15 protein-coding genes are annotated in these 18079 nt (G+C 71.3%); 5 read left to right on the forward strand and 10 right to left on the reverse strand.

Annotated elements, in window-relative coordinates; all coding sequences use genetic code 11:
* Nucleotides 1-9: 9 nt before the first annotated feature.
* Both OG798_RS10435 and OG798_RS10440 read right to left on the reverse strand, forming a co-directional pair.
* A complete protein-coding gene (locus OG798_RS10435; protein ID WP_328756856.1) occupies nucleotides 10-861 on the reverse strand; it encodes a class II fructose-bisphosphate aldolase in 852 nt (283 codons plus the stop codon).
* Between the two features lie 32 nt (nucleotides 862-893).
* Nucleotides 894-1784, reverse strand: a complete 891-nt coding sequence (locus tag OG798_RS10440; RefSeq protein ID WP_095856225.1) for an SIS domain-containing protein — start codon at nucleotides 1782-1784, stop codon at nucleotides 894-896.
* A 155-nt stretch (nucleotides 1785-1939) separates the two neighbouring features.
* Here OG798_RS10440 and OG798_RS10445 point away from each other — a divergent pair, with 155 nt between their 5' ends.
* Entirely contained in the window at nucleotides 1940-2719 is a 780-nt protein-coding gene (locus tag OG798_RS10445; RefSeq protein ID WP_121416979.1) for a DeoR/GlpR family DNA-binding transcription regulator, read from the forward strand.
* A gap of 37 nt (nucleotides 2720-2756) precedes the next feature.
* Here the strand turns inward: OG798_RS10445 and OG798_RS10450 are convergent, their stop codons facing one another.
* Nucleotides 2757-4844, reverse strand: coding sequence for a GH92 family glycosyl hydrolase (locus tag OG798_RS10450; RefSeq protein ID WP_121416978.1), 2088 nt, complete (start codon nucleotides 4842-4844; stop codon nucleotides 2757-2759).
* Nucleotides 4845-5129: 285 nt separating this feature from the next.
* Between OG798_RS10450 and OG798_RS10455 the strand changes: the two genes are divergently transcribed.
* From OG798_RS10455 to OG798_RS10465, 3 genes are read left to right on the forward strand one after another with little or no spacing between them, the layout of a single operon-like run.
* Nucleotides 5130-6266 (forward strand): ABC transporter ATP-binding protein, encoded by a 1137-nt coding sequence (locus OG798_RS10455; protein ID WP_261688715.1) that lies wholly within the window; start codon nucleotides 5130-5132, stop codon nucleotides 6264-6266.
* Nucleotides 6263-6970, forward strand: coding sequence for an ABC transporter permease (locus tag OG798_RS10460; protein WP_067373069.1), 708 nt, complete (start codon nucleotides 6263-6265; stop codon nucleotides 6968-6970). The genes OG798_RS10455 and OG798_RS10460 overlap by 4 nt, the downstream gene beginning before the upstream one ends.
* On the forward strand, nucleotides 6967-7641 hold the full coding sequence (locus tag OG798_RS10465; RefSeq protein ID WP_075025595.1) for an ABC transporter permease: 675 nt from the start codon (nucleotides 6967-6969) through the stop codon (nucleotides 7639-7641). The genes OG798_RS10460 and OG798_RS10465 overlap by 4 nt, the downstream gene beginning before the upstream one ends.
* 55 nt (nucleotides 7642-7696) lie before the next feature.
* Here OG798_RS10465 and OG798_RS10470 read toward each other — a convergent pair whose 3' ends face one another.
* The 4 genes from OG798_RS10470 to OG798_RS10485 are packed head-to-tail and all read right to left on the reverse strand — an operon-like array spanning nucleotide 7697 to nucleotide 12096.
* On the reverse strand, nucleotides 7697-8308 hold the full coding sequence (locus OG798_RS10470; protein ID WP_095856221.1) for a GTP-binding protein: 612 nt from the start codon (nucleotides 8306-8308) through the stop codon (nucleotides 7697-7699).
* The gene (locus OG798_RS10475) at nucleotides 8259-8690 is read right to left on the reverse strand and encodes a DUF742 domain-containing protein (protein WP_060898551.1); all 432 of its coding nucleotides are present in this window, start codon (nucleotides 8688-8690) and stop codon (nucleotides 8259-8261) included. Before OG798_RS10475 ends, OG798_RS10470 begins: the two co-directional genes overlap by 50 nt.
* Before the next feature lie 59 nt (nucleotides 8691-8749).
* A complete protein-coding gene (locus OG798_RS10480; protein WP_095856220.1) occupies nucleotides 8750-9223 on the reverse strand; it encodes a roadblock/LC7 domain-containing protein in 474 nt (157 codons plus the stop codon).
* 2 nt (nucleotides 9224-9225) lie between these two features.
* Nucleotides 9226-12096, reverse strand: coding sequence for a sensor histidine kinase (locus tag OG798_RS10485; protein ID WP_328756857.1), 2871 nt, complete (start codon nucleotides 12094-12096; stop codon nucleotides 9226-9228).
* 331 nt (nucleotides 12097-12427) lie between these two features.
* On the opposite strand from OG798_RS10485, the gene OG798_RS10490 reads away from it, so the two are divergent.
* Nucleotides 12428-13384 (forward strand): ABC transporter substrate-binding protein, encoded by a 957-nt coding sequence (locus OG798_RS10490; protein ID WP_095856219.1) that lies wholly within the window; start codon nucleotides 12428-12430, stop codon nucleotides 13382-13384.
* A 225-nt stretch (nucleotides 13385-13609) separates the two neighbouring features.
* On the opposite strand, the gene OG798_RS10495 is transcribed toward OG798_RS10490, so the two are convergent.
* From OG798_RS10495 to OG798_RS10505, 3 genes are all read right to left on the reverse strand, one after another.
* Complete coding sequence (locus OG798_RS10495) at nucleotides 13610-14389, reverse strand: alpha/beta fold hydrolase (protein ID WP_095856218.1); 780 nt, start codon at nucleotides 14387-14389, stop codon at nucleotides 13610-13612.
* A 64-nt stretch (nucleotides 14390-14453) separates the two neighbouring features.
* The gene (locus OG798_RS10500) at nucleotides 14454-15590 is read right to left on the reverse strand and encodes an alpha/beta hydrolase (protein ID WP_121416976.1); all 1137 of its coding nucleotides are present in this window, start codon (nucleotides 15588-15590) and stop codon (nucleotides 14454-14456) included.
* Nucleotides 15587-18070 (reverse strand): thioester reductase domain-containing protein, encoded by a 2484-nt coding sequence (locus tag OG798_RS10505; protein WP_328756858.1) that lies wholly within the window; start codon nucleotides 18068-18070, stop codon nucleotides 15587-15589. The genes OG798_RS10500 and OG798_RS10505 overlap by 4 nt, the downstream gene beginning before the upstream one ends.
* Between the last annotated feature and the right edge of the window lie 9 nt (nucleotides 18071-18079).

Consider the following 18079-nt stretch of genomic DNA (forward strand, 5'->3'; position numbering starts at 1 on the left):
CCCTCGAGGTCAGGCGTTCAGTACGCGGATCAGGCGCGCCACCGTCCCCGCCATCGCCTCCCGCCCCACGCTGAGGTACGTGCGGGAGTCGACGGCTTCGGGGTGGGCGGCGAGGAACTCCCGGATGGCGCCGGTCATCGCGATGTTCAGGGCGGTCCCCACGTTGACCTTGGCGATGCCGCCCGCGACGGCCGCGGCCAGTTCGTCGTCCGGCACTCCGGAGGAGCCGTGCAGGACGAGCGGCACGCCGAGTGCCGCGGCCAGCCGCTTGAGGCGGTCGTGGTCGAGGGCGGCGGTGCGGGTGGTCATCGCGTGCGAGCTGCCGATCGCGACGGCCAGGGCGTCCACGCCGGAGTCGGCCACGAAGGCGCGGGCCTCGGCGGGGTCGGTGCGGGCGCCGGGCGCGTGCGCGTCGAGCGGCGGCTCACCGTTCTTGCCTCCCACCGCCCCCAACTCGGCCTCGATCCACAGGCCTTGTGCGTGTGCCCAGTCGGCGGCGGCCCGGGTGGCAGCGAGGTTCTCCTCGTAGGGCAGCCGAGCCGCGTCGTACATCACCGAGCTGAATCCGGCGGCGGACGCCTGGCGGAGCAGGTCGTCGCTCTGTACGTGGTCGAGATGCAGCGCGACGGGCACCGAGGCGCGTTCGGCGGCCGCGGCGGCGGCGCGGGCCAGCGGCAGCAGCCGTCCGTAGCGGAACTTCACGGCGTTCTCGCTGACCTGGAGGACGACGGGGGCGGCCACGGACTCGGCGCCCGCGATGACGGCCTCGACATGCTCCAGGGTGATGATGTTGAACGCGGCGACGGCGGTCCGCGCCCCGGCCGCGGCGGTGACGAGGTCACCGGTGGCTGCGAGTGGCACAACTCCTCCTTCTGGGTGCGCGGGCCGACGGCTCAGCGGGCCGACGGGGCGAGGACGACCGAGCGGGTGAGGTGGCGCGGCCGGTCGGGGTCGAGTCCGCGGGCCGCGGCGACGGCGACCGCGAGCCGCTGGGCGCGGACGAGTTCGGCGAGCGGGTCGAGTTCACCCGCCACCCACCGTCCCCCCGTGGCCCGTACCTGCTCGGCCAGCCCTTCGGGGGCCTCGCCGAGCATCCAGGTGGCCGTGCCGGCGGTGGTGACGCTGATGGGCCCGTGCCGGTACTCCATCGCCGGGTACGCCTCGGTCCAGGCCAGGGAGGCTTCACGCATCTTCAGCCCGGCCTCGTTGGCGAGCCCGACGGTCCAGCCGCGGCCGAGGAAGGTGAACTGCGCGCAGTCGACGAGCCCTTCGGGCAGCGGGGTCGCGAGCGCGGTGCGCGCGTCGGCGACGACGTCGTCGGTGTGCAGTCCGAGGTGGGCGCGGAACAGGGTGAGCGCGGTGGTCGCGAACCGGGTCTGCACCACGGAGCGTTCGTCCGCGAAGTCGAGTACGACGAGGTCGTCCGCGCGCTCCATCACGGGGGTCGCGGGGTCGGCGGTGATCGCGGTCGTCCGGGTACGGCCGCGCAGCCGCCCGAGGAGTTCGAGCACCTCGGTGGTGGTGCCGGAGCGGGTGAGGGCGACCACACGGTCGTAGGAGCGGCTCTCCGGGAACTCCGAGGCGGCGAAGGCGTCCGTCTCGCCCTGCCCGGACCCCTCACGCAGCGCGGCGGCGGCCTGCGCCATGAAGAAGGAGGTCCCGCAGCCCACGATCGCGACCCGCTCCCCCCCTTCCGGCAGTGCGCCGTCGTGCGCCTTGGCCTGCTCGGCGGCGCGGATCCAGCACTCGGGCTGGCTGTTCAGCTCGTGCTCGACATGGGTCATGCCGTACCCCTCCCACTGACGCTGTCCATGCAAGATAGTGCAAGTTAAGGCTGACTTTCGAGCACAATCAAGCATGTCGACTGCTGAAATGCCACGGAATGTGGTGCGCCGGGGGTGCGCTAGGGTCGCGAAGGATCGAGGAACGGAGAGTGCGGATGTCGCGCGACGCCCGCTGGAACGCCCTGCTGGAACTGCTCGTGGAGCGGGGCCGGCTGGAGGTCGAGCAGGCCGCGGCCGAGCTGAAGGTGTCTCCGGCCACGATCCGGCGCGACTTCGACCAGCTCGCCGAGCAGCAGATGCTCGTGCGCACCCGGGGCGGCGCGGTCGTCCACGGCGTGTCGTACGAACTGCCGCTGCGCTACAAGACCGCCCGGCACGCCTCGGAGAAACAGCGCATCGCGAAGGCGGTGGCCGATCTCGTCGCGCCCGGCGAGGCAGTGGGCCTGACCGGCGGCACGACCACCACCGAGGTGGCCCGCGCACTGGCCCTGCGCCCCGATCTCGCCTCGGGGTCACCCGCGCTGACCGTGGTGACGAACGCGCTCAACATCGCGGGCGAACTGGCCGTCCGGCCCCAGTTCAAGATCGTGCTGACCGGCGGGGTGGCCCGCCCACAGTCGTACGAGCTGGTCGGGCCGCTCGCGGACGGTGTGCTCAGCCAGATCACCATGGACGTCGCCGTGCTGGGCGTGGTCGCCTTCGACGTGACGCACGGGGCCGCCGCCCACGACGAGGCCGAGGCAGCGATCAATCGGCTGATGTGCGAGCGCGCCGAGCGTGTGATCGTCGCCGCCGACTCCAGCAAGCTGGGCCGGCGCGCCTTCGCCAGGATCTGCGCGGCCGAGTCGGTGGACACACTGGTCACCGACGCGGCGGTGGACGAGGAGACCGTGCGGCGGTTCACGGAGGCGGGGGTCGGGGTCGTCGCCGTCTGACGACCCCGACCGGCCCGCTACCTCGACGCCGGACTCATCAGCCCTTCCGCTGCGGCGCGGTGACCGTGAGCGTGCGGATGTCGCGGCTGGTGGCGGAGGCGTCCGGCGCGACGAGCACCGTCCTCGGTCCGCCCGGGCGGTGTACGACGACACTGGGGAAGGCCGGTTCGGCCAGGGCGAGTTGCCCGGTGCCGGCGGCTTGCGGGTACATGCCGAGGCTCGCCCACACGGCCCAGGAGGACATGGCGCCGAGGTCGTCGTTGCCGACGAGGCCGTCGGGGCGGTCGCTGAACAGGGTGGCCAGGGCGCGGCGGACGGTGTCGCGGGCGCGGTCGGGGCGGCCGGCGAAGTCGTACGCCCAGGGGGTGTCGAACGACGGCTCGTTGCCGAGGTAGGCGTAGGGCTGGGTGCCCCCCGCGTTGAGCTGGGTGAAGAAGGTGTCGAGGCGGGCGGTGACGGCGGCGTTCCCGCCCATCAGGGTGAAGAGGCCGGGCAGGTCGTGCGGGACCATCCAGGTGTACTGGGCGGCGTTGCCCTCGACGTACTCGTTCTTCTGCGCGGGGGTGAAGGCCGGCCAGGTGCCGTCGGCCGCGCGCGGCTGGAGGTAGCCGGTGGCGGGGTTGAAGAGGTTGCGCCAGTTCCTGGAGGCCTTCAGCAGGGTGTCGTGGGCGGCGGTGTCGCCCAGGCGGTGGGCGAGCTGGGCCAACGCGTAGTCGGAAACGGCGTATTCGAGAGTGGTGGCCGCCGAGCCCCACACTCCCTTGGTGCCGGCGGGGATGTAGCCGAGGGCGTCGTACTGCGTGTGTCCGGGCCGCTGGCGCTCGTCGTCGCGGCCCGCCATGGCGGCACGCAGCAGGCCGCGGGCGTCGAAGTCGGTGGCGCCGAAGGCGTACACGGCGGAGGCGATGACGGGCAGCGGGTCGCCGACCATGACGCCGGTGCCGCCGTTGGCGACGGTCCAGCGGTCGAAGTAGCCCGCCTGGAGGCCCTGGTTGAGGACGGACTGCGCGATGTCGGAGGCTTCGTGCGGGGCCAGCAGGGCGAGCAGCTGGACCTGGGAGCGGTAGACGTCCCAGCCGGAGAAGTTCGCGTACTGGACGTGTCCGGCGGGGGTGGTGTGGATGCGGCCGTCCATACCGGGGTAGCGGCCGTCGGCGTCGCTGAAGGCGCTGGGGTGCAGGAGCGAGTGGTACAGGGCGGTGTAGAAGACCCGGCGCTGGGTGTCGGTGCCACCGCCGACACGGATGCGGCCGAGCCAGTCGTTCCACTGGGCACGGGCGGCCCGCCGGATCTGGTCGTACGGGTTCGTGTGCTGCTCGGCGGCGATGTTGCCGCGGGCGCCGTCGACGCTGACGAAGGAGACGCCGACGCGGACGGTCACCGTGCGTACGTCGGGGCCGAAGGAGACCTGCGCGGCGCCCGTTTTGCCGTCGGGGTGGACGACATGGGCGAAGGGGTGGTCGAACACGGCGTGGAAGTAGAGCCGGTAGCGGTTGGCGGACTTGCAGAAGCCGCCGCTGTCGGTGAACCCGGACAGGGTGTCGGTGCCGATGTCGACCGTTCCGGTCGCCGCGTTGAACGCCTTGCCCGCGTCGACGCTCAGCGCGGCGGGGCGGTCGTCGGTGGCCGGGTAGGTGAAGCGGGCGATGCCGGAGCGCCGGGTGGCGGTGAGTTCGCTGCGGATGCCGTTGTCGAAGGTGACCCGGTAGTTGCCGGGTGTCGCCTGCTCGTTGGCGTGCGAGAAGGTCGCCTGCCCGCTGGTGTCGCCGGCGAGCATCGGCATGAAGGGCACGTTGCCGTAGTCCCTGCAGCCGGCCCCGGAGATGTGGGTGAGGCTGAACCCTCTGATCCGGTTGTCCCCGTACGCGTACCCGCCGTGCTGGTAGGTCACCGTGTCCGGGCTCCACTGCACCCCGCCGAGGGGTGCGGTCGCGCCGGGGAAGGTGTTTCCGGCACCGCCGCCATGGCCGAAATCGGCCCCTCCGGGCGCGGTACCGACGAAGGGGTTCACGTACTGGGCCGGGTCGGCCACCGTGTCGTCCGCGGCGGCGGGTGCGGCCTGGGCGGACGACACGACGAGCACGGCGGCGCCGGCCAGCGCGGCCCGGCGGAAGGGGAATCGCAAGTGGGTCTCTCCGGGCTGTGGCGGCAGGGGCGACAGAGTGTGAGGGCGACAGTCTCCCGGGGGATGTCGTCGCCTCCGCGCCGCCATGCCCGGAGATCACCCGCACGGCGGAGCGCCCGCCCTCACCCGACCGGCTCGTGCGACGCGGCGGGCTCCACCTGCGCACCCTCCACAACCGGCCACCCTGCGGTGCCCGAACGCACACGCCAACTGGCTAGACTACGCACCCTCGTGCATGTGATCCGGTCACGTCCGATCACAGCCGTTCCCGAAGGGTTTCGACGCTTGATAGCCATCGAAGATGTCAGCAAGCGATATGCCGACGGCACGGTGGCCGTCGATCGCCTGTCCCTCCAGATACCGAACCACTCGATCACCGTGCTCGTCGGGCCTTCGGGGTGCGGCAAGACCACCACACTGCGGATGATCAACCGCATGATCGAGCCCAGCAGCGGCACGATCCGCGTCAACGGCGAGGACATCCTCCGCAAGCCGGTCAACGCCCTGCGCCAGTCCATGGGTTACGTCATCCAGAACGCGGGGCTCTTCCAGCACCGCACGATCCTCGACAACATCGCCACGGTGCCGCGGCTGCTCGGCTGGTCCAAGCAGCGCGCCCGCGCCCGCGCGGCGGAACTGATGGAACGGGTGGGCCTGGACCCGGCCATGGCCCGCCGCTACCCCTACCAGCTCTCCGGCGGCCAGCAGCAGCGCGTCGGTGTCGCCCGCGCGCTCGCCGCCGACCCGCCGATCCTGCTGATGGACGAGCCGTTCTCCGCCGTCGACCCGGTCGTCCGCCGTGGTCTGCAGGAGGAGTTGCTGCGCATCCAGGGCGAGCTGGGCAAGGCCATCGTGTTCGTCACCCACGACATGGACGAGGCCATCACGATCGGTGATCGCGTCGCCGTACTGCGCACCGGTGGCAAGCTCGCCCAGTTCGCCGCCCCCGACGAGCTGCTGTCGGCGCCCGCCGACGCGTTCGTGGAGGAGTTCCTCGGCGGCGACCGGGGCATCCGCGGGCTGTCGTTCCTGTCCACCCGCGACCTCGCACTCGACCGCTCCCGGGTCTTCCCGGTCGGCAGCGACTGGCAGCAGCTCGCCGGGGAGTCGGCGGGCGCGGGGCCGGTCCTGGTCACCGACGCGGACGGAAAGCCGCTGGGCTGGGCCGACCTGACGGTGTGGGCCGGTGACGTCCAGGCACTGGAGCCGCACGGGCAGGCCTTCGAGGTCGGCAAGGACTCGCTGCGGGTCGCGCTGGACCGGGCGGTGCTCTCGCCCACCGGTCAGGCGGTCGCCGTGGACGGGACGGGACGCGTGCTGGGGCTCGCCGGGCAGGAGACGGTCGCCGCGGCGATCCGCGCGGCCAGGCAGCGCCGCGCCGCGGACTCCGAAGGCGTCTCCACGGTGAAGGCCGCACGATGAACGGCTTCTTCGACATCCCGAGCGACCTCCAGAGCAGCTATCTCGGCCTGATCTCCACCCACATGCAGGAGGCGCTGGTCCCGGTTCTCGTCGGCCTCCTGCTGGCACTGCCGATCGGCCTGTTGTGCGTCCGCGTCAACTGGATCTATCCGCCGGTCCTCTGGATCACCACGGTGCTGTACGCGATCCCTTCGATCGCCTTCTTCGTGGTGCTCATCGACTACACCGGCCTGAGCAAGACCACCGTGATGATCCCGCTGACCCTCTACAGTCTCGTGGTTCTCGTCCCGGCGGTCGTCGACGGCGTCCGCTCGGTCCCCGAGGAGACGAACGCCGCCGCCGCGGCGATGGGCATCGGTTCGCTGCGACGCTACCTCCAGGTCCAACTGCCCATCGCCGTACCCGCGATCATGGCCGGACTGCGCGTGGCGACGGCCTCCAGCATCAGTCTGGTCAGCGTCGGCTCGCTGATCGGCAACCAGGGGGCGCTCGGCAACCTGCTCACCACCGCGATGCTCTACCACCGCCCTCTCCTCGCCGTGAACTCGGTGGTCACCACCGCCGTTCTCGCGGTGCTGGTCGACGCCGTGCTCGTCCTGCTGCGCCGCGTGCTCACCCCCTGGCAGCCGGCCTCCGGCCGCAAGGCCGCACGCCGTACGTCCACGATCGCGGGCGCCGCCCGCACTCCGGAGAGCGTCTCGTGAACGTACTCAACTTCATTCAGTCCTTCTTCTCCGACGGCTCCCACTGGCACGGGTACGACGGGATCCCGCAGCGCGTGTGGGAACACCTCCAGTACACCGCCGGGGCGCTCGCGATCGCCGCGGCCGTCGGCCTGCCCATCGGCCTGGTCACCGGGCACACCGGGCGTGGCGGCAACGCGCTGGCCTTCGTGTCGGCGGGTGCCCGGGCGCTGCCCACCTTCGGTCTGCTGGTGCTGATGTTCGTCTGGCTGGGCCTCGGCATCGTGCCCGTGATGATCCCGCTCGTGGTGCTGGCGGTCCCGCCGATCCTCATCACCACCTACGAGGCGATCCGCACCCTGGATCCCTCCCCCGTCGACGCCGCCCGCGGCATGGGCATGCCGGAGGGGAAGGTCCTGTTCCAGGTCGAGGTGCCGGCGGCGCTGCCGCTGATCCTCAGCGGTCTGCGTTCGGCGGCGATCCAGATCGTGTCCACGGCGACCATCGCGGCCTATGTGAGCCTCGGCGGGGTCGGCCGTTACATCCTGGACGGCCTCTACCAGCGCAACTACGAGAAGGTGGTGGGCGGCGCGGCCCTCACCGCGATCCTGGCACTGCTCGTGCTGGTGCTGTTCTGGGCCATTGCCCGGGTGGCGGTGTCCCCGGGGGTGCGCAGGCGCCGTACGGCCTGAGGAAAAGAGAAAGAGGGGGGACGAGCCACAAGGGCCGTCCCCCCTCTTCCTTCGTTCACTGCTGCGCGGTCGCCAGGGCGTGTTCGAGGACGACGAGGAGCGCGTCCCGTACGGACCCGCGCTCGCGGGCGTCGAACACGGTGAGCGGCACGTGGTCGCCGACGTCGAGGGCCCACCGTACGTCGTTCAGATCGTGTTCGACCTTGCCGTCGAAGGCGTTGACGGCCACGGCGAACGGGATATCGCGGTGCTCGAAGTAGTCGACGGCCGCGTAGCAGTCGTCGAGCCGGCGGGTGTCGACGATGACGAGCCCGCCGAGGGCGCCCTCGACCAGGTCGTCCCACATGAACCCGAAGCGCTCCTGGCCGGGGGTGCCGAACAGATAGAGCTTCAGGGTCGGGTCGAGCGTGACACAGCCGAAGTCCATGGCGACGGTGGTCGTCATCTTCTCCGGGGTGTGGGAGAGGTCGTCGATGCCCGCGGCGACCGAGGTGATGGACGCCTCGGTGGTGAGCGGCTCGATTTCGGAGATGGCACCCACGGTGGTGGTCTTGCCCACGCCGAAACCGCCCGCGATCACCATCTTCACCGGCATCGGCGGCCGGGGACCCTCGGTGTCAGCGCTCACGGATCGCGCCCCGGGAGTCGGGGATAGCTCGGAGACCATCGATAACCCTTCGCAATACGGTGGCGTCGCGGGCGGATTCGGCCTGCGGTGCGTACAAGGCCAGTTGACCGTCGGCGCGCAGATCGTCGGCGAGCACTCTGATCACATTCAAATGCATCCGCAGTTTCGCCGCGATCTCCGCCAGCGACTGCGGCTGACGGCAGACCGTGATGATGTCGCGGTGCTGGTCGAAGACGAACGCGTCCAGCGTGGCCAGACCGAGATCCGTCGCGACGACCTGCGTCTCGATCGGAATCGTCGGCACCAGACTGTCACCGCCGGCGATCCGCCCCGCGGTCAGCAGGAATGGCCTGACGATCGACGGGGGGTGCTCCGCTCCCCATGCGTCGTCGTCGGCGGCTGATGGCTCGCCGGCCGTCATCTCGTCCTCACCCTTCACCTCGCGGGTCGTCCCGGCCTTCGTGACGCCCCCGCCGACCGTCAACCGGTCGGCGCGATCCCCACGGTGTTCTTGAGCTCCATGACCAGTTGCGGGCTCAGAGCGGCACCGGCGCGGTTGGCGAAGAGGGTCATCTCGTACGCGATGTTCCCGAGCTTCGCCTCCTTGGAGGCGACCACGCCGAGCACCGCGCCCGCGCCGAGCGCGGACACCAGGACGTGCCCTTCCTCCAGGTCGATGATGACCTTGTTGAGCCCGCCGAGGCCGTAGTTGCCGGACGCGCCCATGGCGAGGCTGGTGATCCCGGAGACGATGGCCGCGAGCCGCTCCGAGTCCGCCTTGCCGCGCAGTTGGGACACCGCGATCAACAGACCGTCGGAGGACACCCCGATGACGTCGACGACGCCGGCGGTCTCGGTGGCGAAACGATTGAGCAGCCAATTGAAGTCGGCAGCGGCGGCCTTCACGTCCGTCGCCTGTTCCACGGCCGCGGACTCCGGTTCACCTGTCCACATGGTCACTTGCTCATGCCTTCCGGGAATGAGGGTCTGTTGTTCTCTGTGCTGGAATCGCCAGAGGTGTCGGGACGGCCCCCTGAATGGGCCGACCCGAAGTCGGTACCGCGGGCCTCTGTCGCGCTCTCGCGCTCGGCTCGCAGCACGGCTTCCTCGAACTCGTCGATCTCGGATCGTGCCGCTTCCGCGTCAGCGGTCTGCCAGGCGGGCGGCCGTGGGTTGGTGACGGTCTGTTTGGGCAGCCGGGTCGAGGCGGTGGTGGCCTGCAGGGTCGCGCCGCGCACGCGCCGCCTGAGCGGGCTGGGGCCGCCCTCGCCCGGTCGCGCCGGGGCGCTGCCGGGTGCCGCCGGGGCCGTACCGGAACCGCGCGCGGTGCTCGCGCCGCGGGGCGGCAGACCGAGCCCGCTGCTCGTACCGGTGTTCGGGCCGCGCGGCGGCTGCCCCGTCGCACTCCCCGGGCCGGTGCTCGCGCCGCGTGACCGCTGCACGAGCCCGCTGTCCATGCCGCTGCCCGCGGCGCGTGACGGCCGGCCCTGTCCGCTCTCCATGCCGGCGCCGGTACCCCGCTGGTGGCCCGGGCCGCCGACCGCGTCCTGAGGCATGCCGCGTCCCGCTGTCTCGCGCTCCGCGGGCTGCGCCGCCCCCGGAGTCGTGGCGCCCCGTGTGCCGCCCGGCCGGGGCCGGGATGCGCCGGGGCCGCCGTAGCCGCCGTCGCCCGTCGGTTCCTGACGGCCCGTGTGGCCGTCCGCTCCCCGGCTGCGCGCGGGGATCCTGCGCGGCAGGGACGAGGGGCCGGGTTCCGGGTCGACCGCCGCGGAGCGCGGTTCGGTCCCGCCGGGGCGGCGTGGCGGCGGCAGGATGTGCGGGGCCCTGGTCGCGGCCCCCGTGGGGTCGGCGAGCAGCAGATGGGAGCCGGGCACCGCGACGGTGACGGTGACGCCGCCGCCCGGGGTGCGGGTCAGGACGACCTCGATGCCCCAGCGCCGGGACAGACCGCCGACCACGAAGAGGCCCAGGACCTCGGTCGGGGCCAGGTCGAGCCGTTCGCGGCGGATCAGGCGGGCGTTCTCCTCCTCCAGCCGCTCGGCGCTCATCCCGAGCCCGTGGTCGATGATCTCGATCAGGGCGCCGCCGCCTGCGCCGTGCCGGGGCCGCAGGACGACCTCGACACTGCTGGACGCCGGGGAGAACGTCACCGCGTTCTCCAGCAGTTCGGCGAGCATCAGCGTGAGGTCGCCGACGATGTCGGGGGCGACGGTGACATCGCCCTCGGCGTGCGGGGTGACCCGCTGATAGCCCTCGATCTGGCCGAGCGCGGCGCGGACGATGTTGCTCAGTCGCATGGGCCCGGTATTCAGGCCCGTCTCGCGGATGCCGGCGAGCAGCATCAGGCTGTCGGCGTTGCGTTGGAGGCGTACCGCGATGTGGTCGATGCGGTAGAGCCGGTCCAGTACCTCCGGGTCGGTCTCGCCGCGCTCCACCGAGTCGATCAGCGCGAGCTGACGAGCGGTCAGGTTACTGACGCGGTGGCCGACGTTGCCGAACATCTCGGCGATGTTGCGGCGGCTGATGACCTGGCGCTCCAGCAGGGCGGTCGCGGTGACCTGCACCTGGTTGAAGGCTTCGGCGAGTTCGCCGAGTTCGTCGCGGACCGGCACGGGCACGGCCTCGAGGCGCGGCGGGCTCGCGTCGTCGGCGTCGTCGTCGGCGACCCGGGCGAGCTCGGTCTCGGCCGCGTCGGCCACGTGCTGGGCCGCCTCGGTGAGGCTCCGCACGGTCCGCACCACGGAGCGGCGGACCAGAACGGAGAACAGGATCCAGGCCGCGAAGGCGGCGAGGTTGGCGGACACCAGCCACAGCACCTGCCACCAGGCGTCGCTGGACGCCTTCTGGGTGTCGGCGGCGATCTGCTGGATGAGCGACTCGGTGATCTTCAGCCGGTTCTCCGCCTGACGCTGGTACGTCGGGTCGGCGGCCAGGGCGTCGTCGAGCGCGGCGCGCAGCTGCGAGGCGTTCTCCGCGACCAGACCGCTGGGGTCGACCTGCAGCGCGGCGTAGTGCTGGGCGACGACGCTCTGGTACGGGCTGTGCTCGATCGCGGCGAGTTCGGCGCCCTGTTCCTGGCTGGCGAACCGGGTGAACCGCTCGGCCTGGTACGTGTACTGCTCGTAGTCGCCGACGGCTCCGGTGTACTCGATGAGCGCGTTGGGGTCACGGGTCCGGGCCGCGAACACACTGGTCTCGAAGGAGGCGTGGGCGGTGTCGGCGCGCAGCAGCGCGTCCAGCAGATTGCCCGCGGACTCCGAGGACTCGCCGCCCGACTGACCGAGCCCGAGGCCGTTGATGAGGCCCTCGATGACCGATCCGTACGCCGGGTCGATGTTGTCGGCGGGGATCGGACCCTCTTCGATGGTCTTGCGGAGGCTGTCGAGGCCCTCCAGCTCCTTGAGCGCCTGGGCCTCGGCGTCGGGCAGCCGGTCCCCGTAGGTGGACCGCACGGCCTCCGCCTGGGCGGTGACCTTCTGCTGCGCCTGGAGGAAGGCGGAGGTGCCCGGCGCCTTGTCACCGGAGCGGGCCGCCTCGTAGCGCAGGGAGACGAGGAGCGCCTGGCGGTGCTCGGTCTGCACGCCGTCGATGAGCTTGGTGACCTGCGCGCTGTCCCGCACGAGCTGGGCGGTGGAGGCGGCGGAACGGGCCGAGTCGATCTCGGCGTAGGTGATGTAGGCCATCATCGCCGAAACGACGGCGAGCGGGACAATCACCAGGACGTTGAGTTTCCTGCGGAAAGGCCAACGGTCGAGGAGGGAAGGCGTCCGGCCTATTCGGGGAGCCGTGGTCTGCGGCCCCCGGGCGGCTTTCCTGTGCGCGGGCACCAAACCTCCTTGACTTCAATCCCAATTGGAAGCCCGCACCCCGGGCTGCGTGGACTGGGTCATGCCAGCAGGCTCGGGCCGAGCAAGTGGAACCAGGTCCCCCGACTCGGCCAACATTAGCGGCTGCCGCAAGAGTACGGCCATGATCAACCAAAAACTGACACGGCGATACGTCGGATTCACGCCCGTTTCGGTCAGGTTGCGCCCACGCGGCGAAGCCGTGTGGTCTCCATCGGTGATCTATTCGTGTCTTGACGGTGCGTTACTGGGCTCGATTGGATCGTCAGCACGCCATGCCTTCCGGCCACCGACCGCTCATGCACAAGTCTGGATGACCAACGTGACCCACGCCAGAAGCACCAGAACGACCGCAACGTACGCTGTATCCCTGCTGGTTGTGGCTGCGGCCGCCCTCACGGGCTGCGGTTCCTCCGACAACTCCGACAGCAAGGACCCGCTGCAGGGCGACACCGCCAAGGGCGGCACGGTCGTGGTCGGCTCCAACAACTTCCCCGAGAGCATCCTGCTCGCCGACATCTACGGCGAGGCCCTGAAGGCCAAGGGCATCAAGGTCAGTTACAAGTTGAACATCGGCAGCCGCGAGACCACCTACGGTCTGATCAAGAACGGCACGATCACCGTCCTGCCCGAGTACAACGGCGCGCTGCTGGCTTATCTGAACGCCAAGGCGGCCCCGACCACGGTCGAGGACACCAGCAAGGCCATCACGGCCGCGCTCGATTCCAAGCTGACCCTGCTCGAGCCCTCCAAGGCGGAGGACAAGGACGCGATCGCGGTCAACGAGGCGACCGCCAAGAAGTACAAGCTCACGACCTCGTCGACGATCGCCGACCTCTCCGCCTCGGCCAAGGACCTGGTCATCGGGGGATCGCCGGAGTTCCAGACGCGCAAGCAGGGATTGAAGGGCCTCAAGTCCGAATACGGCCTTGAATTTAAGTCGTTCAAGGCGCTGGACGCGGGTGGGCCGTTGACCGTGGCCGCCCTCAAGGGCAACAACATTCAGGCCGCAGATATTTTCACGACCGACCCCGGAATCACCAAGAACAAGTTCGTGGTCCTTCAAGACCCGAAGAATCTCTTCGGTTTTGAGAACGTGACGCCGCTGGCCTACAAGAGCGGTCTCTCCGCCGCCGGAGTTTCCGCGCTCAACGCCGTATCGGCGAAGCTCGACACGGACACCCTGGTCAAGCTCAACGCCCAGGTGCAGAACGACAGCAAGGACCCGCTGGACGTGGCCAAGAGCTGGCTGTCGACCGCCGGGCTGTAGTTCCGACGGAGGTACGCAGGCCGGAGCGGGGGTCCGCCGCTCCGGCCTTTGCCGTGCCGCGGGATCACCGAGGCACGACGGTTCGCCCGTCCGTCGCGAGATCACCGACGCCCGCCGAGGTGTTCGCGGTGAGCGTCCGGCTGACCTTCCGGCTCGCCGACACCCACCCGGAACTCACCCGCGCCCTGCGGGACATCGAGGACAACCTCGTAGGCGGTGGGCGCCTCAGGGGCGCTCGGTCAGGAACCGGTCGATGGTCGAGGTGAGTTCCTCGGGCTTCTCCACCGGGAGTTCGTGGCCGGCGTCCAGGATGCGCACCTCCGCGTCCGGGTACGCCTTCGCCATCCGCAGCATCTGGGAGACGGGCAGCTGGATGTCGTAGTAGCCGTGGATCATGAGGGTGGGGACACGGATCTCCCCGACCCGGTCGAGGACGTCGAAGGACCGCATCGCGCCGTAGCAGGTCATGACCACCTCCCGCGGTGTGGCCGCGGAGGTCCGGATGTACTCCTTGATCTCCTCGCGCGGGTACCCGGGGGCGAAGGCCCGCTGGATGTTGGCGGCGACGAACAGCTTGAACGGCACCTGCGTGGACACGGCCATCAGCAGGCCCCTCCCCCGGCTGTACGTCATCCGGCTGATCGAGTTCACCAGGACCATGCGCTCGATCCGGTCCGGGTGGCCCAGCGTCAGGGTCTGCGCGATCATCCCGCCCATCGAGTGACCGACGGGGACGAACCGCTCGACCTTCAGGTGATCGAGGACGGCGAGAACGTCCCCGGCCAGCTCCGCGATGCTCCGCCGTCCCGACCCGTCGCTCTCGCCGTGGCCGCGCAGATCGACACGTATGACCCGCCGCGTGGCCGAGAAGTGCGCCAGCTGGTGGTCCCAGCGGTGCCGGTTGGCGGTCCAGCCGTGGATGAACACCAGGGGCGCGCCCGCACCGTCGCGGGGGCCCTCGTCGTCGTACGTCAGTCTGGCGCCGTCGACTTCGAGCTGCGGCATGGCTGGCCTCCTGCGATGCGGTCCGGTTACTGACGGGTACGGTAACCGGCCGCCCTGGTCGCCGTCACCGTCGTTCGCCGAGGAATTCGAGGATGTGCCCGAACACGTCGAGGGCGGCGCCCCGGCCGAGGAACGTGTCCAGGTGGCCGTAGCCGGGAATCTCGGTGTACGCGACGTCCAACTGCGGCTGCCTGCGGGCCAGTACGTCGTGACAGAGCCTCTGGGAGTCGAGCCACAGGCCGTTCTCGCTGCCGGCGAGCAGCAGGACGGGGGTGTCGATACCGGCCGCCGCGTCCAGCGCGTTCTGCGGCAGCGCCCGGTAGCGGTGGTCGCCGTCGTGCCAGCGCACCACGGTGCGGGCCAGCTCGATGCGGCGCAGATGCGGCAGGATCCACAGCGGGGCGGGGCCCAGCAGCTCGGCGAGCCGGTGGTGGGTGGCCTCGGACAGGTGCTCGTGCACGAACAGCGAGGCGCCCGTCCCCCACGCCGAGTTGTGCAGGATCTGGCAGGTCGGATCCGGGCAGCTCGCCCCGCGCGAGGCGAGCGCGAACAGGGGGGTGTACTTCGACCACAGGCCGGCCTTGCGGATGTCGACCGGTATGTGATCGATGCGGGACCTGAGCAGCTCCCCCGCCAGCGACATGCGCAGCGAGGTGCGGCCCGCGAGCTTCGGCGTCAGGAACACGCCCTGGGACACCACGCCCGCGAGGCCCGGGACCAGCCCGGCCGTCATGCTGAGCGACAGCGTGAGGGAGCCGACGCAGTGGGCGACCACGAACAGCGGCCGGTCGCCGATGCGGCGGCGGATGTGGGAGACCGCGGCGGGGATGTCGTACAGGGCGACGTCGTCGTACGTGTACTTCTGGCCGGTCTCGTTGTACGGCAGCCGGCAGCTGCCCCGCCAGTCGAGCAGCCAGGGCTCGTAGCCGTCGTCGAGCAGGACGTCGACCAGGTTGCGGGTCTCGGGCAGCAGGAACATGTCGGCGGACGCGGTGTGCCCGTGCAGGAGCAGCACGGCGGGGCGGTCCGTGGCGCCGCTGTCGACGCGGGTCAGGCCGAGGCGCACGCCGTCGCCCGCCCGGAAGGGGATCTCCTCGACCCGCGCCGGGTCGAGGCGGTGGTGGAGGGGGCGCAGGGTCGTGGTGCTCCTGACCTTGCGGAGCGTCGGCCTGGTGCGGGAGTCGGTGCTCCGGAGGATCATCGGTGGTGCTCCGAGGGGGTCGGGGTGCGGCGCAGGTCGAGGAGGTCGGCGGCGGCCCGGGCGAAGGGGCCGAGCAGACCGCGGCCCATCTCCAGGCCGAACCAGGCGAGCCAGGTCAGCTTGGCGGCCCGCTTCTCCTGGCTGGTCAGGCGCGGGTCGACCTTGATGCCGTCGACCTGGTCGCGCAGATAGGTGTCGGCGGGCACGACGAGCTCGCCCGCCAGGGTCGCCGGTGCGCCCTCGCGGCCGATCTCGACGGTGAGCGCCCGGGTCTGGCGCCACACGTCACGACGGGCCCGGGCGTACTTGTGGCCCTCCAGCCACCAGCGGCCGCCTTCCGCGTCGCGCAACGCCAGCCGGTAGCTGAGGAGTCGGTGGCGCATACCGTGCCGTTGCGGGATGCCCTCCTCGGGCCGGATCCAGACGTCGCCGTGTTCGACGACCAGCGGTTCGGGATGCACCGCCGCGCAGGTCAACTCGCCGGTGACATCGACCCGGCGCTCCTTCACCAGCTGGTACATGCTCGCGAGGGAGAGGGTGAGCGCCATCGAGCAGGGCGTGTCGGCGGGGGCTCCGACCGGGCCGACGCCGCCCTCGGTCGTCTCGGAGAACCACAGGTAGGGCTGGTCGTCCTTGTGCGGCAGCCGGGCCAACCCGTCCTGGGCGAGTCGCTCGAACGTCCTCAGCTGGGCCTGGGCGTCGTAGCGGGCGGCGGGCCGCAACCCGAGCGCCTCGACGAGCGCGGCGGTGCGCTCGGCGGTGGCCGCCGGGCCCTTCAGGGTCGCCTCGCACAGTTTGAGGGCGGTGGGACTCCGCAACACCCTGGTGAGGAAGGCCAGTTCGGGCACCGGCTCGGCTTCCAGCCGGGCCAGGGCATGGGTCCGCCACTCGTCCCAGTCCTGCACGCGTGCGTGCATCCCGCCGAGCGCCATGTCCCGTACGACGTCGTCGAGGGTGTTGGGTACGCCGGTCAGGTTGTAGTCGTAGCCCCACGCGTCGGGTTCGCAGACGACGCCGACCGCGACCCGGCTCACCCAGTCCACCGGGGCCGCGTTCAGGTGGTGGAAGGCGGGGACCGTGCGGAAGCGGCCGAAGGCCGAGAGGAGACCGCTGCTGAGGTCCTGCGGGTTGTAGGCGCCGGTCCTGGTGTGGCCGCCGATGCCGCCGGGGCGCAGGGCCGTGACGATCAGGCCGTGGTCGCGGGCCCGGCGCAGGGCGACCTCCGCCGCCCACTTCGTCTGGTCGTAGCCCGCCACGAGGCGGTCGACGTGGGCGAGCGGGTCGTCCTCGCCCATCGCGGTGATGCCGACCTCGTTGAAGACCGCGATGGAGGAGATGTGGTGCAGCGGCTTCGGCCGGCCGGTCGCCGCGAGCTCGGCGAGGGTCAGCGAGCCGATGACGTTGCTCTGCCGCAGCGACTGGTAGCCGCGCAGGAAGTCCACGGCCGCCGCCACGCCGACGACGCTGTCCAGCTCGTGGGTGAGCGTGGTCCACAGTTCGTCGGACAGGCCCAGGTGCGGGCGCCGGATGTCGCCGGGGAGTACGGTCACCCGGCGGCGGACCTCCGACGACCAGGGCAGCTCGTACTTCTTGAGCGCCTCACCGAGCCGCCCGAGGGCCGCCTCCTCGTCGGCGGCGCGGACCAGGCAGTAGACGTGGGCGTCGCTGTGCCGCAGCAGGTCGAGGAGCATGTGGCTGCCGAGGAAGCCGGTGGCGCCGGTCAGCAGGATCCGACGCGGCGGCAGCGGCTCGGGGTCGCCGGTCCAGGGCAGCCGGTCGGCGAGCGCCAGGTCGGCCAGGATCTGGTCGAGGTCCTCGGGGCGGGCCGCGGAGTACGGGGCGGGGATGACGGCCGCCGCGGGGGCGGTGCGGGGGGCCGGGACGGGGAGGATGCCGGGTGCGGGCACGGTCCCCTCGGACGTGGCTGTACCTGCCGTGTCCGGGGCCCAAGTCGTCCCGGGCGTCGGCGTTTGCGATACGGCCGGGGCCGAGAGGGCGGCCGTGGGGTGTGCGGTGGACAGCCCGCGGTGGGCCAGGCTGGTCGGACGGGCGTCGGCGAAGACGTCGTCGAGGTCGATCTCCATGCCCAGCTCGTCCTCCAGCGCCGCGACGAGTTCCACGGCGCCCACCGAAGTGCCCCCGGCGTCGAAGAAGTCGGCGTCGGGCGACAGGTGCCCCTCGGGCAGATGGCGGCCCGCCACGGCGGCGATGGCTGCCGCCAGAGCCTCCACGTCCGGGACCGCTGCCGCCGGACGCTCCACGTCCAGGACCGCTGCCGCCGGACCCTCCATGTCGGGAACCACGTCCGGGACCGCTGCCGCCGCGGCGCCCGCGTCGGAACCGGTCGGCGTGGGCGCCGCGGCCGTCCTCACCTTCGCCAGCAGGGCGTCCACGCTCAGCCCGCCGCCACCCCGCTCGATCGCCTCGGCCGTCGCCCGCTGTCCGGCGTACGCCGACGCGTCCTCGTTCACCTCACGCATGAGAGCCCT

Source organism: Streptomyces sp. NBC_00271 (genome assembly GCF_036178845.1).
In the GTDB taxonomy this organism is placed as follows: domain Bacteria; phylum Actinomycetota; class Actinomycetes; order Streptomycetales; family Streptomycetaceae; genus Streptomyces.